Source organism: Lelliottia sp. RD5, assembly GCF_056032945.1.
The window spans coordinates 470,035-486,111 of the sequence record NZ_JBVYHQ010000003.1; the positions used below are offsets into that span (position 1 = coordinate 470,035).

General features: G+C 52.8%; 17 protein-coding genes and 1 other annotated feature. Of the genes, 6 read left to right on the forward strand and 11 right to left on the reverse strand.

The window, feature by feature from the left end; all coding sequences use genetic code 11:
* Positions 1-31: 31 nt before the first annotated feature.
* Positions 32-1,036 (reverse strand): NAD-dependent epimerase, encoded by a 1,005-nt coding sequence (locus tag AC0LWE_RS13120; protein WP_059179563.1) that lies wholly within the window; start codon positions 1,034-1,036, stop codon positions 32-34.
* Between the two features lie 192 nt (positions 1,037-1,228).
* Here AC0LWE_RS13120 and wzzB point away from each other — a divergent pair, with 192 nt between their 5' ends.
* Positions 1,229-2,209: an LPS O-antigen chain length determinant protein WzzB gene (gene wzzB, locus AC0LWE_RS13125; protein ID WP_202667553.1), complete on the forward strand. Its 981-nt coding sequence runs from the start codon at positions 1,229-1,231 to the stop codon at positions 2,207-2,209.
* A 64-nt stretch (positions 2,210-2,273) separates the two neighbouring features.
* Here the strand turns inward: wzzB and hisIE are convergent, their stop codons facing one another.
* The 9 genes from hisIE to hisL all read right to left on the reverse strand — a co-directional run bounded on the left by hisIE (position 2,274) and on the right by hisL (position 9,490).
* Positions 2,274-2,885, reverse strand: coding sequence for a bifunctional phosphoribosyl-AMP cyclohydrolase/phosphoribosyl-ATP diphosphatase HisIE (hisIE, locus tag AC0LWE_RS13130; RefSeq protein ID WP_202667554.1), 612 nt, complete (start codon positions 2,883-2,885; stop codon positions 2,274-2,276).
* Complete coding sequence (gene hisF, locus AC0LWE_RS13135) at positions 2,879-3,655, reverse strand: imidazole glycerol phosphate synthase subunit HisF (RefSeq protein ID WP_216981215.1); 777 nt, start codon at positions 3,653-3,655, stop codon at positions 2,879-2,881. The genes hisIE and hisF overlap by 7 nt, the downstream gene beginning before the upstream one ends.
* Entirely contained in the window at positions 3,637-4,374 is a 738-nt protein-coding gene (gene hisA / locus AC0LWE_RS13140; protein ID WP_131489331.1) for a 1-(5-phosphoribosyl)-5-[(5-phosphoribosylamino)methylideneamino]imidazole-4-carboxamide isomerase, read from the reverse strand. The genes hisF and hisA overlap by 19 nt, the downstream gene beginning before the upstream one ends.
* Entirely contained in the window at positions 4,374-4,964 is a 591-nt protein-coding gene (gene hisH / locus AC0LWE_RS13145) for an imidazole glycerol phosphate synthase subunit HisH (protein ID WP_059179568.1), read from the reverse strand. The genes hisA and hisH overlap by 1 nt, the downstream gene beginning before the upstream one ends.
* On the reverse strand, positions 4,964-6,031 hold the full coding sequence (gene hisB, locus AC0LWE_RS13150; RefSeq protein ID WP_202667555.1) for a bifunctional histidinol-phosphatase/imidazoleglycerol-phosphate dehydratase HisB: 1,068 nt from the start codon (positions 6,029-6,031) through the stop codon (positions 4,964-4,966). The genes hisH and hisB overlap by 1 nt, the downstream gene beginning before the upstream one ends.
* On the reverse strand, positions 6,028-7,089 hold the full coding sequence (gene hisC / locus AC0LWE_RS13155) for a histidinol-phosphate transaminase (protein ID WP_059179570.1): 1,062 nt from the start codon (positions 7,087-7,089) through the stop codon (positions 6,028-6,030). Before hisC ends, hisB begins: the two co-directional genes overlap by 4 nt.
* Positions 7,086-8,390: a histidinol dehydrogenase gene (hisD, locus tag AC0LWE_RS13160; RefSeq protein ID WP_219347604.1), complete on the reverse strand. Its 1,305-nt coding sequence runs from the start codon at positions 8,388-8,390 to the stop codon at positions 7,086-7,088. The genes hisC and hisD overlap by 4 nt, the downstream gene beginning before the upstream one ends.
* A gap of 5 nt (positions 8,391-8,395) precedes the next feature.
* The gene (gene hisG, locus AC0LWE_RS13165; RefSeq protein ID WP_059179572.1) at positions 8,396-9,295 is read right to left on the reverse strand and encodes an ATP phosphoribosyltransferase; all 900 of its coding nucleotides are present in this window, start codon (positions 9,293-9,295) and stop codon (positions 8,396-8,398) included.
* Between the two features lie 45 nt (positions 9,296-9,340).
* Positions 9,341-9,464, reverse strand: a sequence feature (His leader region).
* Positions 9,440-9,490, reverse strand: a complete 51-nt coding sequence (gene hisL / locus AC0LWE_RS13170; protein WP_099516347.1) for a his operon leader peptide — start codon at positions 9,488-9,490, stop codon at positions 9,440-9,442. Its footprint overlaps the feature before it by 25 nt.
* 175 nt (positions 9,491-9,665) lie before the next feature.
* Here hisL and AC0LWE_RS13175 point away from each other — a divergent pair, with 175 nt between their 5' ends.
* The 4 genes from AC0LWE_RS13175 (at position 9,666) to AC0LWE_RS13190 (ending at position 13,095) form a co-directional block, all read left to right on the forward strand.
* On the forward strand, positions 9,666-10,490 hold the full coding sequence (locus AC0LWE_RS13175) for an SDR family oxidoreductase (protein ID WP_059179573.1): 825 nt from the start codon (positions 9,666-9,668) through the stop codon (positions 10,488-10,490).
* Between the two features lie 41 nt (positions 10,491-10,531).
* Positions 10,532-11,461 (forward strand): LysR substrate-binding domain-containing protein, encoded by a 930-nt coding sequence (locus AC0LWE_RS13180; protein ID WP_474265537.1) that lies wholly within the window; start codon positions 10,532-10,534, stop codon positions 11,459-11,461.
* A gap of 220 nt (positions 11,462-11,681) precedes the next feature.
* Entirely contained in the window at positions 11,682-11,744 is a 63-nt protein-coding gene (gene yoeI, locus AC0LWE_RS13185; RefSeq protein WP_096335045.1) for a membrane protein YoeI, read from the forward strand.
* Positions 11,734-13,095 (forward strand): APC family permease, encoded by a 1,362-nt coding sequence (locus AC0LWE_RS13190; RefSeq protein WP_015959628.1) that lies wholly within the window; start codon positions 11,734-11,736, stop codon positions 13,093-13,095. The genes yoeI and AC0LWE_RS13190 overlap by 11 nt, the downstream gene beginning before the upstream one ends.
* Before the next feature lie 98 nt (positions 13,096-13,193).
* On the opposite strand, the gene sbcB is transcribed toward AC0LWE_RS13190, so the two are convergent.
* Positions 13,194-14,618 carry an exodeoxyribonuclease I gene (gene sbcB, locus AC0LWE_RS13195; protein WP_234593810.1) on the reverse strand — a complete coding sequence of 475 codons (1,425 nt, stop codon included), beginning with the start codon at positions 14,616-14,618 and terminating at the stop codon, positions 13,194-13,196.
* A 204-nt stretch (positions 14,619-14,822) separates the two neighbouring features.
* Here sbcB and dacD point away from each other — a divergent pair, with 204 nt between their 5' ends.
* The gene (gene dacD, locus AC0LWE_RS13200; protein WP_165500950.1) at positions 14,823-15,995 is read left to right on the forward strand and encodes a serine-type D-Ala-D-Ala carboxypeptidase DacD; all 1,173 of its coding nucleotides are present in this window, start codon (positions 14,823-14,825) and stop codon (positions 15,993-15,995) included.
* The last annotated feature ends 82 nt before the right edge of the window (positions 15,996-16,077 follow it).

Sequence of the window (16,077 nt, forward strand, 5' to 3'; positions counted from 1 at the left end):
AAAGCCCGGCATTGCCGGGCTTTTTGTTTTATTACACCTTGTAAAAATTACGGTACCAGTCCACGAAATTCTTCACACCGTCTTTGACGGTCGTTTGCGGCTTGAAGCCGATCACTTCAAACAGTGCTTTGGTGTCTGCGCTGGTTTCCAGAACATCACCTGGCTGGATAGGCATCATATTTTTCTGCGCTTCTTTGCCCAGCGCTTCTTCTAGTGCGGTGATGTAATCCATCAGTTCGACAGGGGAACTGTTGCCGATATTATAGACGCGATACGGAGCTGAACTTGTGGCAGGCGATCCGGTTTCGACAGTCCATTCCGTATCGGCCTGCGGAATAACATCCTGCAAACGAATGATGGCTTCGGCAATATCATCAATATAGGTGAAGTCGCGCTTCATCTTGCCGTAGTTATAGACATCGATACTATTACCTTCGATCATCGCCTTTGTGAACTTGAACAGGGCCATATCCGGGCGACCCCATGGGCCATATACCGTAAAGAAGCGCAGCCCAGTCGTTGGCAAGTTATAAAGATGGGAATAAGTATGCGACATCAACTCGTTGGCTTTTTTGGTCGCTGCATACAGTGACACTGGGTGATCCACTGAGTCATCGGTAGAGAAGGGCATCTTGCGATTAAGGCCATAAACCGAGCTGGAGGAGGCATAAAGCAGGTGTTGAACCTGATTATGTCGACACCCTTCAAGCACGTTCAGATGACCAATGAGGTTAGCATCCGCATAAGCGTGCGGATTCTCCAGTGAATAACGTACGCCAGCTTGAGCCGCCAGATGGATGACGCGGTCAAATTTCTCGTTGGCAAACAGTGCTGCCATTCCTTCACGATCGGCCAGATCAAGCTTATGGAAAGTGAAGTTCTCAGATGTCAGCAGATTCAATCGGGCTTCTTTCAGACTGACATCGTAGTAATCATTAAGATTATCAATCCCGACAACCTGATGACCTGCGTCCAGAAGGCGTCCGCTAACATGGAAGCCGATAAAGCCTGCTGCACCGGTGACCAGAAATTTCATATTCATCCTCTGTATTAACATATAACGCTATTCGTATAGCATAAACCGTTAAGCGTCATCATACTCCTAAGCCGGAAGTAAGCAAAACTTCGCCAGTCAGCAGATAACTCACAGGATTCTTATAGAAAATTTGCCAACAAGCGATACACTAGCTAAATATTATTTTTGCGTAGATATTTCGTTAAGGATTATATGTCCCAGAACAGCAATAATGAGGTCAGAAGTCAAAATGACCCAGAACAGATAGATTTGATTGATTTGGTGATGCAACTATGGCGTGGGAAGTGGACAATTGCTGCATTTGTGGTAGTCGCGATAGTGTTTGCCGGTGTATACATCAGCACTGCCAAAGAGAAATGGACTTCTAGTGCGATTATCACTCAGCCAGATGCTGCACAGATTGTTACCTATACCAACGCCCTTAACATTCTTTATGGCTCCTCTGCTCCAACCATGTTGGATACTCAACTCCGTGTTGTTGGACGTTTTAATTCTGCTTTCTCTGCGTTAGCGCAGTCGCTAGATAATCAGGAAGCTCCTGAAAAATTAACCATTGATGCGGCTGTTAAAGGCCAGCCATTGCCTCTGAGCGTCTCCTACGTTGGCGAGTCTGCTGAAGCTGCGCAGAAACAATTGGCACAGTATATTCAACAGGTTGACGAGCAGACGGCTAAAGAGCTTGATGTTGACCTTAAAGACAATATTAAGCAGCAAATCAAAACCCTGAATGATTCTCTGGAAAACCAGGAAAAAGTGGCTCAGGAACAAAAAGAACTGCGAATCAAACAAATCGCCGAGGCGGTGAAGTTCGCTCAGGCGGCGAAAATCACTGCACCGCAAATCCAACAAACGCAGGACGTCACGCAGGACACCATGTTCCTGCTGGGTAGCGAAGCGCTGAATTCCATGATTCAGAATGAGTCAACCCGTCCACTGGTTTTCTCCCCCGCTTATTATCAGACAAAACAAAACTTGCTGGATATCCAAAATCTGAACGTTGACCCGGCAACTATCCATGCCTATCGCTATGTAATGAAACCGGATCTACCTATTCGCCGCGACAGTCCGAAAAAAGGTATTACATTAATTCTGGCCATACTGTTGGGCGGCATTATCGGTGCTGGTGTGGTGCTGGGTCGTAATGCGTTACGCAACTACACACCAAAGCATTAAGTCAGTTTCTCTCGATAAAAAGAGAAAGGCATAAAAGAGAAGACCGGGTTTCCCCGGTCTTTTTTTATTTGTGTCGCTGGCGTAAATTCTCAATGACAGCCGTTAAATCCAGCTCCTGATCCTGCAACAGGACGAGCAGGTGATACATCAAATCAGATGCTTCGTTTTTTAACTCTTCGCGGTCGTTGACCGTTGCCGCCAGTGCGGTTTCAACCCCTTCTTCGCCCACTTTCTGCGCAATACGTTTGGTGCCGCTGGCATACAGTTTCGCGGTATATGAGCTGTCCGGATCGGCCGTTTTGCGCTCAGCCAGCAGTTGCTCAAGCTGATAGAGGAACAGCCACTGGTGGCTGGCATCGCCAAAGCAGCTGCTGGTCCCCAGATGACAGGTTGGGCCAACAGGGTTAGCCAACACCAGCAACGTATCGTTATCGCAATCGGGAGTCACACTGACCACGTTCAGAAAATTACCGGAGCTTTCACCCTTGGTCCATAGACGCTGTTTAGTGCGCGAGAAAAAGGTCACTTTCTTGCTGTCGAGTGTTTGCGCTAATGCCTCCTGGTTCATGTAACCCAGCATCAGCACTTCGCCAGACACCGCGTGTTGCACAACCACCGGCAATAATCCGTCAGTTTTTTCCCAGTCCAGTTGCGCCCGTTGTTGTTCAGTTAACATAACCTAATCTCCACGCCCTGGCCGGCCAGGTACGTTTTTAACTCACCAATATTGATAATCTGTTTGTGGAATACCGATGCGGCTAACGCGCCGTCAACATCCGCATCGCGGAAGGCTTCGAGAAAATGCTCCATGGTTCCCGCGCCGCCGGAGGCGATCATTGGCACATGGCACACGGCCCGCACTTTCTTGAGCTGCTCCAGATCGTAGCCGTTACGCACGCCATCCTGGTTCATCATATTCAGCACGATTTCGCCTGCGCCGCGTTTTTGCACTTCCTGCACCCAATCCAGGGTTTCCCACTGCGTCACGCGAGTACGGCTTTCATCGCCCGTGTATTGGTTAACGTGGTACTTACCGGTTACGTCGTCATACCAGGTATCAATCCCCACGACGATACACTGCACGCCGAAGCGCTCTGCAAGACGCGTGATCAGTTCCGGGTCTGCCAGGGCAGGGGAGTTGATGGAAATCTTATCTGCCCCAAACGAGAGGATTTTTGCCGCGTCGTCCGCAGACTTGATTCCGCCAGCGACGCAGAAGGGAATATCAATCACTTCGGCAACGCGTGCAACCCAGCTTTTATCAACCACACGGCCATCGCTTGATGCGGTGATATCGTAAAACACCAGCTCATCTGCGCCTTCTTCTGCATAACGTCTTGCCAGCGGCACGATATCGCCAATGATTTCGTGATTGCGAAACTGTACGCCTTTCACTACCTGACCGTCGCGCACGTCAAGACAGGGGATTATCCGTTTTGCCAGCATTGAATTGCCTCCGTCACAGTAAACTTTTCTTCCAGTAAGGCACGCCCAACGATTACCCCACGTACGCCTGTTCCACGCAATGCAGCGATATCGGCTAAATCACCAATTCCACCCGATGACTGGAAAGCCACCTGCGGGTAACGCGCGCAGACCTCTTCGTACAATGAAACATTCGATCCCGCCAGCGTGCCGTCGCGGGAAATATCCGTGCACAGCACATGCTTCAGCCCAACGGGCAGATAAATTTCAACCAGTTCTTCCAACGTCACGCCGGAGTTTTCCTGCCAGCCGCTGACCGCGACCTGCTTGTTCCCCTGGTCGTCGATACGCACGTCGAGCGCAAGTACCAGCGCATCCGCGCCAAAACGACGGAACCAGCCTTTGACCATTTCAGGATCGTTGACCGCCGTAGATCCCACCACCACGCGTGCGACGCCGGCCTCAAGCAGTGCAGCAACATCCTCTTCAGTGCGCACGCCGCCGCCAACCTGCACGGGAACGTCAACACCTGAAACGAGCGACTTCAATAACGTAATCTGGCGTTTGGCCGGGTCTTTCGCGCCGGTCAGATCCACCAGATGTAAGACTTCTGCGCCCTGCGCCGCATAATCCTGCAAGCGTGGGAGCGGGTCGTTTCCGTAATCGCGCTGCTGGCCGTAATCCCCCTGATGCAGGCGAACCACCGTGCCGTCAATTAAATCCAGTGCGGGAATAATCATCACATCTCCAGGAAGTTTTTGAGCAACTGCGCCCCTGCGGCGCCGGAGCGCTCCGGGTGAAACTGCACGCCAAAGAAATTATCTTTGTTTACGGCGGCGGTAAAAGGCTCGCCATAATGGCATTGCGCAATGGTCCAGGTGTTCACCGGCATCGCGTAGCTATGGACGAAATAGAAATACGCGCCATCTTCGATACCCCGGAACAAACGGTCACCCGCTTTCGGGTAAACCCGGTTCCAGCCCATATGCGGGAGCGGCAGACCAAAGTCGGTCATCTTTGGTACGTCTTCTTCGATGATACCCAGCATATCCACGCCGTGACTCTCTTCACTGCGACGGCCAAGAAGCTGCATGCCCAGGCAAATCCCCAGCACGGGCTGGGTGCAGGCTTTGATCAGGTCCACTAATTCGCGTTCGTGGATCTGATCCATTGCCGCCTGAGCGGTGCCCACGCCCGGCAGGAAAAGTTTGTCCGCCCGTAACACCAGGTCAGGATCGCGGCTGACCACCGGCTCGTAGCCGTGACGCGCAATAGCCGATGTGACGGAATTCAGATTGGCGCAGCCCGTGTCCAGAATCACCACGTTCATCACAGCACTCCTTTAGAAGAAGGCAGCGTATCACCGTCCACACGAATGGCCTGACGCAGCGTACGACCGAAGACTTTGAACAAGCTTTCCACACGGTGGTGATCGTTCTTGCCTTTTGTTTTCAGGTGCAGCGTCACGCCCATGGTGTAGGAAAGGGAGCGGAAGAAGTGTTCAACCATTTCGGTGCTCAAATCGCCCACGCGCTGATAGGTAAAATCAGCTTTATACTCCAGGTGCGGCCGACCGGAAATGTCCAGCGCGCAGCGTGCCAGACACTCATCCATCGGCAGGACAAAACCGAAACGGTTGATGCCGCGCTTATCACCCAGCGCCAGTTTCAATGCTTCACCCAGAGCCAGGCCGGTATCTTCAACGGTGTGGTGATCGTCGATATACAGATCGCCTTTCACATTGATCTCCATACGGAAACCACCGTGAGTGCAAATTTGATCCAGCATGTGGTCGAAGAAACCCACACCCGTGTGAATCTTGCTGCCGCCTTCGCGATCCAGCCAGACCTTAACGTCGATTTGCGTCTCTTTGGTGTTGCGCTCGACGTGTGAGTAGCGGTCGCGTTTCGTTAGCTTTTCGCCAATCATCGCCCAGTTCAGTTCGGAGCGGTTAAAGCGCAGACCTTGAATGCCCATATTATCGGCCAGCTCAATATCCGTCGCGCGGTCGCCAATCACGTAACTGTTCGCACGGTCCAGAGCATCTTCAGCCAGATAGCGTTCAACCAACTTCACTTTAGGTTTACGGCAATCGCAATTCTCCGCCGGCAGGTGCGGGCAAATCAGCACCTCATCAAACGTCACACCCTGAGAGGAGAGGATCTGCATCATCAGGTTATGTGGCCCGTCGAAATCTGCCTGCGGGAAACTGTCAGTGCCCAGTCCGTCCTGATTAGTGATCATCACCAGCTTGAATCCGGCTTTCTGCAAATTAAGCAGAACCGGAATGACATCCGCCTCTAAAGCCAGTTTGTCGAAACGGTCGACCTGATAATCACTTGGCGGCTCGGAAATGATCGTGCCGTCACGATCGATAAAGAGGGTCTTCTGGCTCATTCTTGCTCCGCTTTAAGGGCGTCAATGACGCGCTGGCTCTCTTCCCGCGTGCCCACGGTGATGCGTAAACAGCCGCTCAGGGAAGGTTGTTTGTTTTGGTCTCGTAAGATAATGCCCTGATCCCACAAAGATTTAAATACAGCGCTGGACGCGGTAAAGCGCGCCAGGATGTAATTGGTTTCAGAATCGAACACCTGCTCAACGCAGGGGATATCTTTCAGGGCGTTCACCAGATATTGACGCTCCACGAGGATTTGCGCCACGCGTTCGCGCATGGCATTGATGCCTTGGGGCGTCAGTGCCTGCGCGGCAATATCCGCCACCGGCGTGGAAAGAGGATACGGCGCAATAACCTTCATCAGCAGATCGATTACCTCTTTATTAGCAAGCGTAAAGCCGCAGCGTAAACCCGCCAGTGCGAAGGCTTTTGACAGGGTGCGTAGCACGACCAGATGCGGATACTCTTCCAGCCAGCCGCTCAGCGTGGCCTGTGGGCAAAATTCGATATAGGCTTCATCGGCGACAACCAACGCTTTGCCGCGGGTCATTTCCAGCAGGGTACGGACATCCTGAGGGTTGATGATCTGCCCGGTCGGGTTATTGGGGCTGCAAACAAAAACGACTTTCACGCCGTCGAGATTGTCGGCAATCGCAGGCAAATCAAGCTGCCAGTCGTCGAGTGACAGAACGTTGCGGCACGCTACGCCAAAGGTTTCCGCACTGACGCTGTACATGCCGTAAGTCGGTTGGCAATACAGCACAGCGTCTTTGCCCGGCTCGCAGAACGCGCGGATGAGCAGTTCAATCCCTTCGTCAGCACCACGACTCACCAACACCTGCTCAGGTTTGACGCCAGCGTACTGGGCATAATTTTCGATAACCGCTTTTGGCTGGCACTCTGGGTAGCGGTTCAGCGTCTGCTGTGAAAGGTCGAACGTTACCGCCGTTGGAAATTCATTGGCGTTGAGCCACACATCGCCGTTACCGCCCAGGCGGCGAGCAGATTGATAAGGCGTAAGTCTGCGAACGTTGTCACGGGCTAATTCTTCAATGCTCATGCTTGCTCCTTCAGGGCTGCAACACGCAGCGTCACGGCGTTTTTGTGGGCGGTGAGACGTTCGGCTGCCGCCAGAGTTTCAATGGTAGAGGCAAGCGCCGCAAACCCTTCTCGGGACAGCTCTTGCACGGTCATACGCTTCTGGAAATCAGCCAGCCCAAGGCTTGAACAGGTAGATGTGTAGCCGTAAGTCGGCAGCACATGGTTAGTGCCCGAGGCGTAATCCCCTGCGGACTCGGGCGACCAGTCGCCGAGAAACACAGAACCGGCGCTGGTGATGCCGTCTACCAGGTCGCGAGCGTTGCGGGTCTGAATAATGAGGTGTTCCGGTCCGTACTGGTTCGAAATAGCAATACATTGCTCCAGATCTTTCGCTACGATCAGGCGGCTGGCCGACAATGCCTGGCGCGCCGTTTCGGCACGGGGCAGGTCAGCAAGCTGGCGTTCAACGGCCTCGCCGACGCGCGTGGCCATAGAGGCATCCGGCGTCAGCAAAATCACCTGAGAATCGGGGCCGTGTTCCGCCTGTGACAGCAAGTCGGAGGCGACGAAATCAGGCGTTGCGCCACTGTCGGCAATCACTAACACTTCCGACGGACCCGCTGGCATATCGATGGCTGCGCCGTCTAAACGCTGGCTGACCTGGCGTTTCGCTTCAGTGACGAACGCGTTACCCGGTCCAAAAATCTTGTCAACCTTCGGCACTGACTCGGTGCCAAACGCCAGGGCGGAGATAGCCTGTGCACCACCGACTTTAAACACGTCTTTCACGCCGCACAGTTTGGCCGCATAAAGAATCTCATCAGCAATTGGCGGCGGCGAGCAGAGCACCACTTTTTGACAACCCGCAATCCGCGCAGGCGTAGCCAGCATCAGCACGGTGGAAAACAGCGGCGCTGAGCCGCCCGGAATATACAGCCCGACCGAGGCAATCGGGCGCGTGACCTGCTGGCAACGCACGCCGGGCAGCGTTTCGATATCGACGGTCTGCAGTTTTTGCGCAGTGTGGAAGGTGTCAATATTTTTCACCGCCACCGCCATGGCCTGCTTGATTTCATCGCCAAGGCGTTCACAGGCCGCGTCGATTTCCTGGTCGGTGACCTTAAGCGCACCGACCTCGGTTTTATCAAATTTTGCGCTGTATTCGCGCAGCGCGTCGTCGCCGCGGGCTTTAACGTTATCCATAATCTCTGCGACGGTGCGAGTAATACTTTCTGAGGCAGAAATGGCCGGGCGCATCAGCAGATCGCGCTGCTGCTCGTCATTACAGCTGTTCCAGTCGATGATTGTGTTAAAGCTCATGGCGGTCACTCCATCATCTTCTCAATTGGCAGCACCAGAATGGAGCTTGCACCCAGTGCTTTCAGCTTTTCCATGGTTTCCCAGAACAGCGTTTCGCTGCTCACCATATGCATTGCTACGCGCTGCTGATCGCCCGCCAGCGGCAGAATGGTTGGGCGTTCCGCACCTGGCAGCAGGGCAATCACTTCGTCCAGGCGCTCGGTCGGTGCATGCATCATGATGTATTTGGATTCGCGTGCCTGAATCACGCCCTGAATACGGGTCAGCAGGCGGTCAATCAGCTGTTGCTTGGCTTCCGGCATCTCGCCATCGCGCTGAATAAGACAGGCTTTTGAGCGGAACATCACTTCGACTTCACGCAGACCGTTAGCTTCGAGCGTCGCGCCGGTAGACACTAAATCGCAAATGGCGTCGGCCAGTCCCGCACGCGGGGCGACTTCAACAGAACCGTTCAACAGACAGGATTTAAACTGCACGCCTTTCTGATCGAGATAGCGTTTCAGCAGGTGAGGATACGAGGTCGCAATACGTTTACCGTTCAGTCCAGCAGGGCCGTCCCAGGCTTCATCGGCAGGCGTCGCCAGCGACAGGCGGCAACCGCCGAAATCCAGACGACGCAGAGTGAAATAACGCGGGTCTTCGCCCTGCGCGCGACGGGTTAGCAACTCTTCTTCCAGCACGTTTTCACCGATAATACCGAGGTCAACGACGCCGTCCATCACCAGGCCCGGGATGTCGTCATCACGTACGCGCAGGATATCAATCGGCATATTTTCAGCCAGAGCGATGAGACGCTGAGTGTGCAGGTTGATTTTAATCCCGCAACGCGCCAGTAATTCGCGTGAATCGTCGCTCAGGCGGCCTGATTTTTGAATAGCTATGCGTAAACGTGTGTTGTCTAACATTCTGTTGTCCTCGTTATCTTGTTTTAATCTGTCTGAATACGATCCAAAAAAAAGCCCCCGGAAGATGATCTTCCGGGGGCTCTCTCTTGCGTTCTCGCACCACTGGAAGATCTGAACGTCTTCCAGCACACATCGCCTGAAAGACTAGTCAGGATGATGGTGATGATGGTGGTTTTTAAATGGAACGCGTGTCATATAAATTCTCTTTGAATGCTTATGCATCTGATGTCATTTAACGTAAACCACATTCACTGTTCAACGCAAGGGCTTTTTTTAATCATTAATTCATTTCATATTGATGCTATGAATTGTCAGTTCCGCAGCGCTGGCGTAGCCTTAAGTCAGACGCGTGAATGCGAGGAGAAAACGTATGAAAAAGATCGCCATTGTCGGTTTAGGATGGCTGGGCATGCCGTTAGCGATGTCGTTAACGGCAAGAGGCTGGCAAGTGACCGGCAGTAAAACGACGCTGGATGGCGTCGAAGCGGCCCGGATGTCGGGAATCGACAGCGTCGAGCTTCGCCTTGAGCCGGAACTGGTTTGTGACGCCGACGATCTGGATACGCTGATGAATGTCGATGCTCTGGTAATCACGCTTCCGGCTCGTCGCAGCGGTGATGGGGAAGGGTTCTACCTCCAGGCGATGCAGGAAATTGTCGACAGCGCGCTGGCGCATCATATCCCGCGCATTATTTTCACCAGCTCGACGTCGGTCTATGGCGATGTCGAAGGTACCGTCAAGGAAAACACCGAACGTCAACCGGTCACGGCCAGCGGTCGCGTGCTGAAAGAGCTGGAAGACTGGTTGCATAATTTACCGGGTACGCAGGTGGATATTTTACGTCTCGCGGGCCTGGTTGGTCCGGAACGTCATCCGGGACGTTTTTTTGCCGGTAAAACGGCTCCAAACGGCCAGCATGGCGTCAATCTTGTCCATCTTGAAGACGTTATCGGCGCAATTACCTTGCTTTTACAGGCTCCGAAAGGCGGACACATCTATAATATATGTGCGCCATCTCATCCGGCGCGAAGTACGTTTTATCCCGTGATGGCCCGTCAGCTTGGGCTTGAGCCGCCGCAATTTCGCGACGCATCTGGGGAAGGGCAAGGCAAATTGATTGATGGCAATCGTATTTGTCGTGAACTGGGATTTGAATATCAATATCCCGATCCGCTGGTGATGCCAATGGAATAACGCCGCCAGCGGATTCGCTCGCACACCGCAAGGGGGCGAACATGAAACCGCTGCTGGATGTTCTGATTATCCTCGATGCGCTTGAAAAAGAGGGAAGCTTTGCCGCCGCGTCGGCAAAGCTCTTCAAAACGCCCTCGGCCCTCAGTTATACCGTCCATAAACTCGAAAGCGATCTCAATATTCAACTGCTCGATCGCACGGGTCACCGCGCCCGCTTCACGCGAACCGGACAAATGTTGCTTGAGAAAGGGCGCGAAGTCCTTCACACCGTACGCGAGCTCGAAAAGCAGGCCGTGAAGCTGCACCAGGGCTGGGAAAATGAGCTGGTGATTGGGGTTGATGACACCTTTCCCTTCTCGTTACTCACTCCGTTAATTGAGGCTTTTTATCAGCGTCATAGCGTTACCCGACTTAAATTTATCAACGGCGTGCTGGGCGGTTCCTGGGAAGCGTTAACCCAGGGGCGGGCGGATATTATCGTCGGCGCGCTGCATGAGCCGCCGCAGTCGAGCGAATTTGGTTTTGCGCGTCTGGGCGTCCTTGAGCAAGTTTTCGTCGTGGCAACGCATCATCCGTTAGCCGAGGAGTTTGAGCCCATCTCGCGTCGGGTGATCAAAGGCTGCAGGGCGATTGTTGTCGGGGATAGTTCGTTACCCGAATGCGCTGTTTCTTCGCAACTGCTCGACGATCAAGAGGCGATAACCGTATTTGATTTTAAAACCAAGCTGGAACTGCAAATCAGCGGGCTGGGTTGCGGATATTTGCCGCGTTATCTGGCGCAGCGGTTTATTGAAACCGGCGCGCTGGTGGAGAAACAAGTCATGGCGCAAAATCACAGCGAATCGGTCTGGGTAGGCTGGAATGAGCAAACCGCAGGCCTCGCCAGCGCGTGGTGGCGGGATGAGATTTTAGCAAATAGTGCTATCGCTGCCGTTTACACTTCGCCCGAGGGCGGGATATCAAGTGCTTAGTGAAAAGAAAAGTCCAATCGGCATATGAATCTATTGCCTTTTATCCCAAAGATGGGGCAAAATGCGCCGCTGCAAAAAATTGGAATAATCGACGATATAAAAGGCGTCGGTTATTTTTTTTTGCATGTATCAAAACGTCATTTAAAACCAAGAGGCCGGGCTTCGTACCGGATAGATACTTACAAAAACCGACAGTTGTTGTCGCTGAGGAATTCAGAAAATGGGGCAATCATTTGCTTACGCGCTGGCTCTCACCGTAATGGGGAATAACCATGTCGCTTAACGCTACTCCACAAACCTCTCGCGTGGAATTACGTAAGACACTTACGTTGATTCCGGTTGTCATGATGGGCCTTGCCTATATGCAGCCGATGACGCTGTTCGATACGTTTGGTATCGTCTCAGGCCTCACAGACGGTCACGTTGCAACAGCATATGCCTTTGCGCTGGTCGCTATTCTCTTTACGGCGTTGAGCTACGGTAAACTGGTTCGCCGTTTCCCGTCCGCTGGCTCTGCGTACACCTATGCTCAGAAATCCATTAGCCCGGCTGTTGGCTTTATGGTGGGCTGGTCATCTCTGCTGGACTATCTGTTCATGCCGATGATCAACATTCTGCTGGCAAAAATTTACTTCGAAGCGCTGGTGCCTTCTGTGCCATCGTGGCTCTTTGTTGTCGCGCTGGTGGCCTTTATGACCATCTCAAACCTGCGCAGCATTAAGACCGTCGCCAACTTCAATACGCTGATCGTTATCCTGCAGATGGGTATCGTGGCGGTTATCGTCGGTCTGATTGTCTACGGTGTCGCGCACGGTGAAGGTGCCGGTACGCTAACCAGCACCCGTCCGTTCTGGTCTGAAGGTGCGCACGTTGTGCCGATGATTACCGGTGCAACCATCCTGTGCTTCTCGTTCCTGGGCTTTGACGGGATCTCTTCTCTGTCTGAAGAGACCAAAGACGCTGAGCGCGTGATTCCTCGTGCAATCCTTCTGACTGCGCTTTTGGGTGGCATGGTCTTTATCGGCGCGTCTTACTTCCTGCAGCTGTACTTCCCGGATATTTCTCGCTTTAAAGATCCGGATGCATCACAGCCAGAAATTATGCTCTACGTTGCCGGTAAAACCTTCCAGTGGGGCGTGCTGATCTTCTCAAGCGTCACCGTGCTGGCATCCGGTATGGCTGCCCACGCAGGCGTTTCGCGTCTGATGTACGTGATGGGTCGTGACGGTGTGTTCCCGACGCGCTTCTTCGGTTATATTCATCCGAAATGGCGTACCCCAGCATGGAACGTGCTGCTGGTCGGCGCGATCGCGTTGTTGGCGATTAAATTCGACCTGGTAACAGCAACGGCGCTGATTAACTTCGGTGCGCTGGTGGCGTTCACTTTTGTTAACCTCTCCGTGATCTCGCAGTTCTGGATCCGTGAGAAGCGCAACAAAACGCTGAAAGACCACTTTAACTACCTGGTCCTGCCGCTGTGTGGCGCAATGACCGTTGGCGCGCTGTGGATTAACCTCGAAGAAAGCTCAATGATTCTGGGTCTCATCTGGGGTGGTATCGGTCTGGTTTACCTGGCGTGCGTGACGAAAAGCTTCCGCAACCCTGTGCCACAGTACGAAGATATCGCGCAGTAATTAGCATTTTCTGAAAAAAAACCGGAGATAATGTCTCCGGTTTTTTTATGCCTGAAAGCCGTTCAGTTTGCCAATATCCCTCAAGCAGATGGGCACCCTTAAACGATTTCTTGCGCGTACTGATACAAAGCTTTCAACAGATTCTGTTTCTCCGCATCGCCTTCATACTGCGTAAACAGCATTTCCAGTTCTTGCGCATAACGTTGTAAATATTCCGGCGTAAAGACGTTGCGACGATGCTGTAACCAGCGCTCTTGCTCACTCTCGTCCAGCGTGCCGGGAAAGTTGCGCGCCCGGTAGTTAAACATCAGCTTCTCAATACGCTTATCCGCGAACGTGATGTCCAGGGCAGGTAAATTGCGCGGATCGGTTTGCAGAACGATATTCATCGCGGCTCTGTCAGCATCGCTGAAAAAGCCGTTGTAGAGCTGCGCATCAACATTATCAGACGGAACAAACGGTTCAGCTTCGGCAAAAATCGCCACCACTTTATCGCGAACCTGTGGGTTATCGCGCAGGACTTTGAGATTATCCAGACACTGCTGGCGGTTAATCCCCAGCCGCTCTGCATCTTCCGGGCGCAACGTATTCGCCTGTGCCAGCACGGGACATTTATTGATATGCACCAGCTTAACCGGAACCGCCGCATCATCGCCCAGCTCACTTTTAGGGGTGTATAAACGCTCGCGAAGGGCATCGCTGTCCAGCTCAAGCAGCGGCGTGATGTCTCCGGCCAGATCGACCATAATCACCGCGTTACGGTTATCAGGATGCCACGCCAGCGGAGCGACCCAGCTGGTATTCCCGCGCCAGGCACCGAACATACCGGAAATATGCACCAGCGGCTTCATCTGCGGGACGTCAATGAGCGTCATCAGTTTCTGTTTATTACGGTGACTCAGCAGATACTCAAACAGTTTGGGTTGCGCACTTTTGACGCGCTTAGCCATCTCGATGGTGGCGTAAACGTCCGCCATGGCGTCATGCGCATTGCTGTGTTCAATCCCGTTGGCGCGGGTCAAATGTTCTAAACGGAAGCTTGGTAGCCCGTCTTCATTTTCAGGCCAGTTGATTCCTTCCGGGCGCAGCGCATAACACGCGCGCATCACGTCCAGTAAATCCCAACGTGAATTACGGTTTTGCCAGCTCCAGGCATAGGGATCGTAGAAATTGCGATACAGGACGTTGCGCGTGACTTCATCATCGAAGCGAATATTGTTATAGCCCACCACACAGGTATTCGGCACGGTAAAAAGTGCGTGAATGCGGCGGGCAAATTCCGCTTCATTTACGCCTTTCTCACGAGCTTCCTGTGGGGTAATTCCTGTGACCATCACGGCACCAGGCTGCGGCAGGTAATCATCGGCAGGTTTGCAGTAAAAAACCTCCGGCTCACCAATGATTGTGAAATCAGCGTCAGTGCGGATCGCCGCGAACTGCGAAGGTCGGTCCAGCGATGGGCTGGTACCAAAGGTTTCGTAATCGTGGAAGAGAAAAGTGGGAAGCGCGGCGGAATCTGACACCAGTAATACCATCCTGTTAAAAAGTTGCTTCGCTATGGTAAACCATCAGGGTCATCAGACAGAACAAAAAGCACGTTTATCTCGAAGATTTGCGAGCATGCTTCCATTCCAAACATTGCTGTCCGTCACATTTTTTTGCAATTTAATCAGGTAACGGCATGAGATTTTCCGTAAAAAGGGCAACGATTTTTAATGACTGAGGATATATCGTTGAAACGCCGTCTGTTTATTGCTCTTTCTTTACTCGCTTCGAGTGTTACCTCTGCCCTGGCGGCCGATCCGTTGGATTTTTCACCGCAGCCGCCTGCTATACAGGCTGGCTCATGGGTGCTGATGGACTATACCACGGGTCAAATTTTAACGGCGGGCAACGAACATCAACAGCGTAATCCGGCCAGCCTCACCAAGTTAATGACCGGCTATGTTGTCGATCGTGCTATCGACAGCCATCGCATTACGCCTGACGATATGGTTACCGTCGGCCGCGATGCGTGGGCGAAGGGCAATCCGGTATTTGACGGCTCATCACTGATGTTCCTGAAAGCAGGTGAGCGCGTTTCGGTTCGCGACCTGAGCCGGGGGTTAATTGTTGATTCGGGTAATGATGCCTGCGTGGCGTTGGCGGACTATGTGGCGGGTGGACAGCCGCAATTCGTCAATATGATGAACGAGTATGTTCAAAAACTGGGTTTGCGTGACACCCATTTTGAAACGGTTCACGGGCTGGATGCACCCGGGCAACACAGCTCCGCCTATGATCTGGCGGTGCTTTCGCGGGCGATTATCCACGGCGAGCCGGATTTTTATCATATGTACAGTGAAAAGAGTCTGACCTGGAATGGCGTCACGCAGCAAAACCGTAATGGGTTGCTATGGGATAAGACCCTCAAGGTCGACGGACTCAAAACCGGGCACACGTCTGGTGCCGGATTTAACCTGATTGCCTCGGCTGTCGATGGTCAGCGCCGGTTGATTGCGGTGATCATGGGCGGGGAGAGTCCGAAAGGGCGCGAGGATCAGGCGCGCAAACTGCTGCATTGGGGCCAGCAAAACTTCGATACCGTGCAAATCTTGCACAATGGCAAAAAAGTGGGCACTGAGCGCATCTGGTACGGCGATAAAGAACACATCTCCCTTGGTACGAACCAGGATTTCTGGCTGGCTCTACCAAAAGCGGAAGTCGCCAACATTAAAGCCAAATACGTACTCGATAAAAAAGAGCTTGAAGCCCCCATTGCTGCGCATCAGCGCGTAGGGGAAATTGAGCTTTACGATCGCGATAAAATTGTGGCGCACTGGCCATTAGTCACGCTGGAAAGCGTCGGTAAGGGGGGGGTGTTTTCACGTCTGAGTGATTATCTGCACCATAAAGCCTGACGGATAATTTACACGGTAACGAGCAGACTGGCACTCCTGCGAGTCTGCTCGCATAATCAACACGTCATATTTGCTGGACATA

Coding starts and splice junctions, on each gene's coding strand:
- AC0LWE_RS13190 (WP_015959628.1), top strand. CDS start 11,734: ATGTCGCTTAACGCTACTCCACAAACCTCTCGCGTGGAATTACGTAAG.
- AC0LWE_RS13180 (WP_474265537.1), top strand. CDS start 10,532: ATGAAACCGCTGCTGGATGTTCTGATTATCCTCGATGCGCTTGAAAAA.
- hisD (WP_219347604.1), bottom strand. CDS start 8,390: ATGAGCTTTAACACAATCATCGACTGGAACAGCTGTAATGACGAGCAG.
- AC0LWE_RS13175 (WP_059179573.1), top strand. CDS start 9,666: ATGAAAAAGATCGCCATTGTCGGTTTAGGATGGCTGGGCATGCCGTTA.
- hisH (WP_059179568.1), bottom strand. CDS start 4,964: ATGAACGTGGTGATTCTGGACACGGGCTGCGCCAATCTGAATTCCGTC.
- hisB (WP_202667555.1), bottom strand. CDS start 6,031: ATGAGCCAGAAGACCCTCTTTATCGATCGTGACGGCACGATCATTTCC.
- hisC (WP_059179570.1), bottom strand. CDS start 7,089: ATGAGCATTGAAGAATTAGCCCGTGACAACGTTCGCAGACTTACGCCT.
- hisIE (WP_202667554.1), bottom strand. CDS start 2,885: ATGTTAACTGAACAACAACGGGCGCAACTGGACTGGGAAAAAACTGAC.
- hisG (WP_059179572.1), bottom strand. CDS start 9,295: ATGTTAGACAACACACGTTTACGCATAGCTATTCAAAAATCAGGCCGC.
- wzzB (WP_202667553.1), top strand. CDS start 1,229: ATGTCCCAGAACAGCAATAATGAGGTCAGAAGTCAAAATGACCCAGAA.
- hisA (WP_131489331.1), bottom strand. CDS start 4,374: ATGATTATTCCCGCACTGGATTTAATTGACGGCACGGTGGTTCGCCTG.
- hisF (WP_216981215.1), bottom strand. CDS start 3,655: ATGCTGGCAAAACGGATAATCCCCTGTCTTGACGTGCGCGACGGTCAG.
- AC0LWE_RS13120 (WP_059179563.1), bottom strand. CDS start 1,036: ATGAAATTTCTGGTCACCGGTGCAGCAGGCTTTATCGGCTTCCATGTT.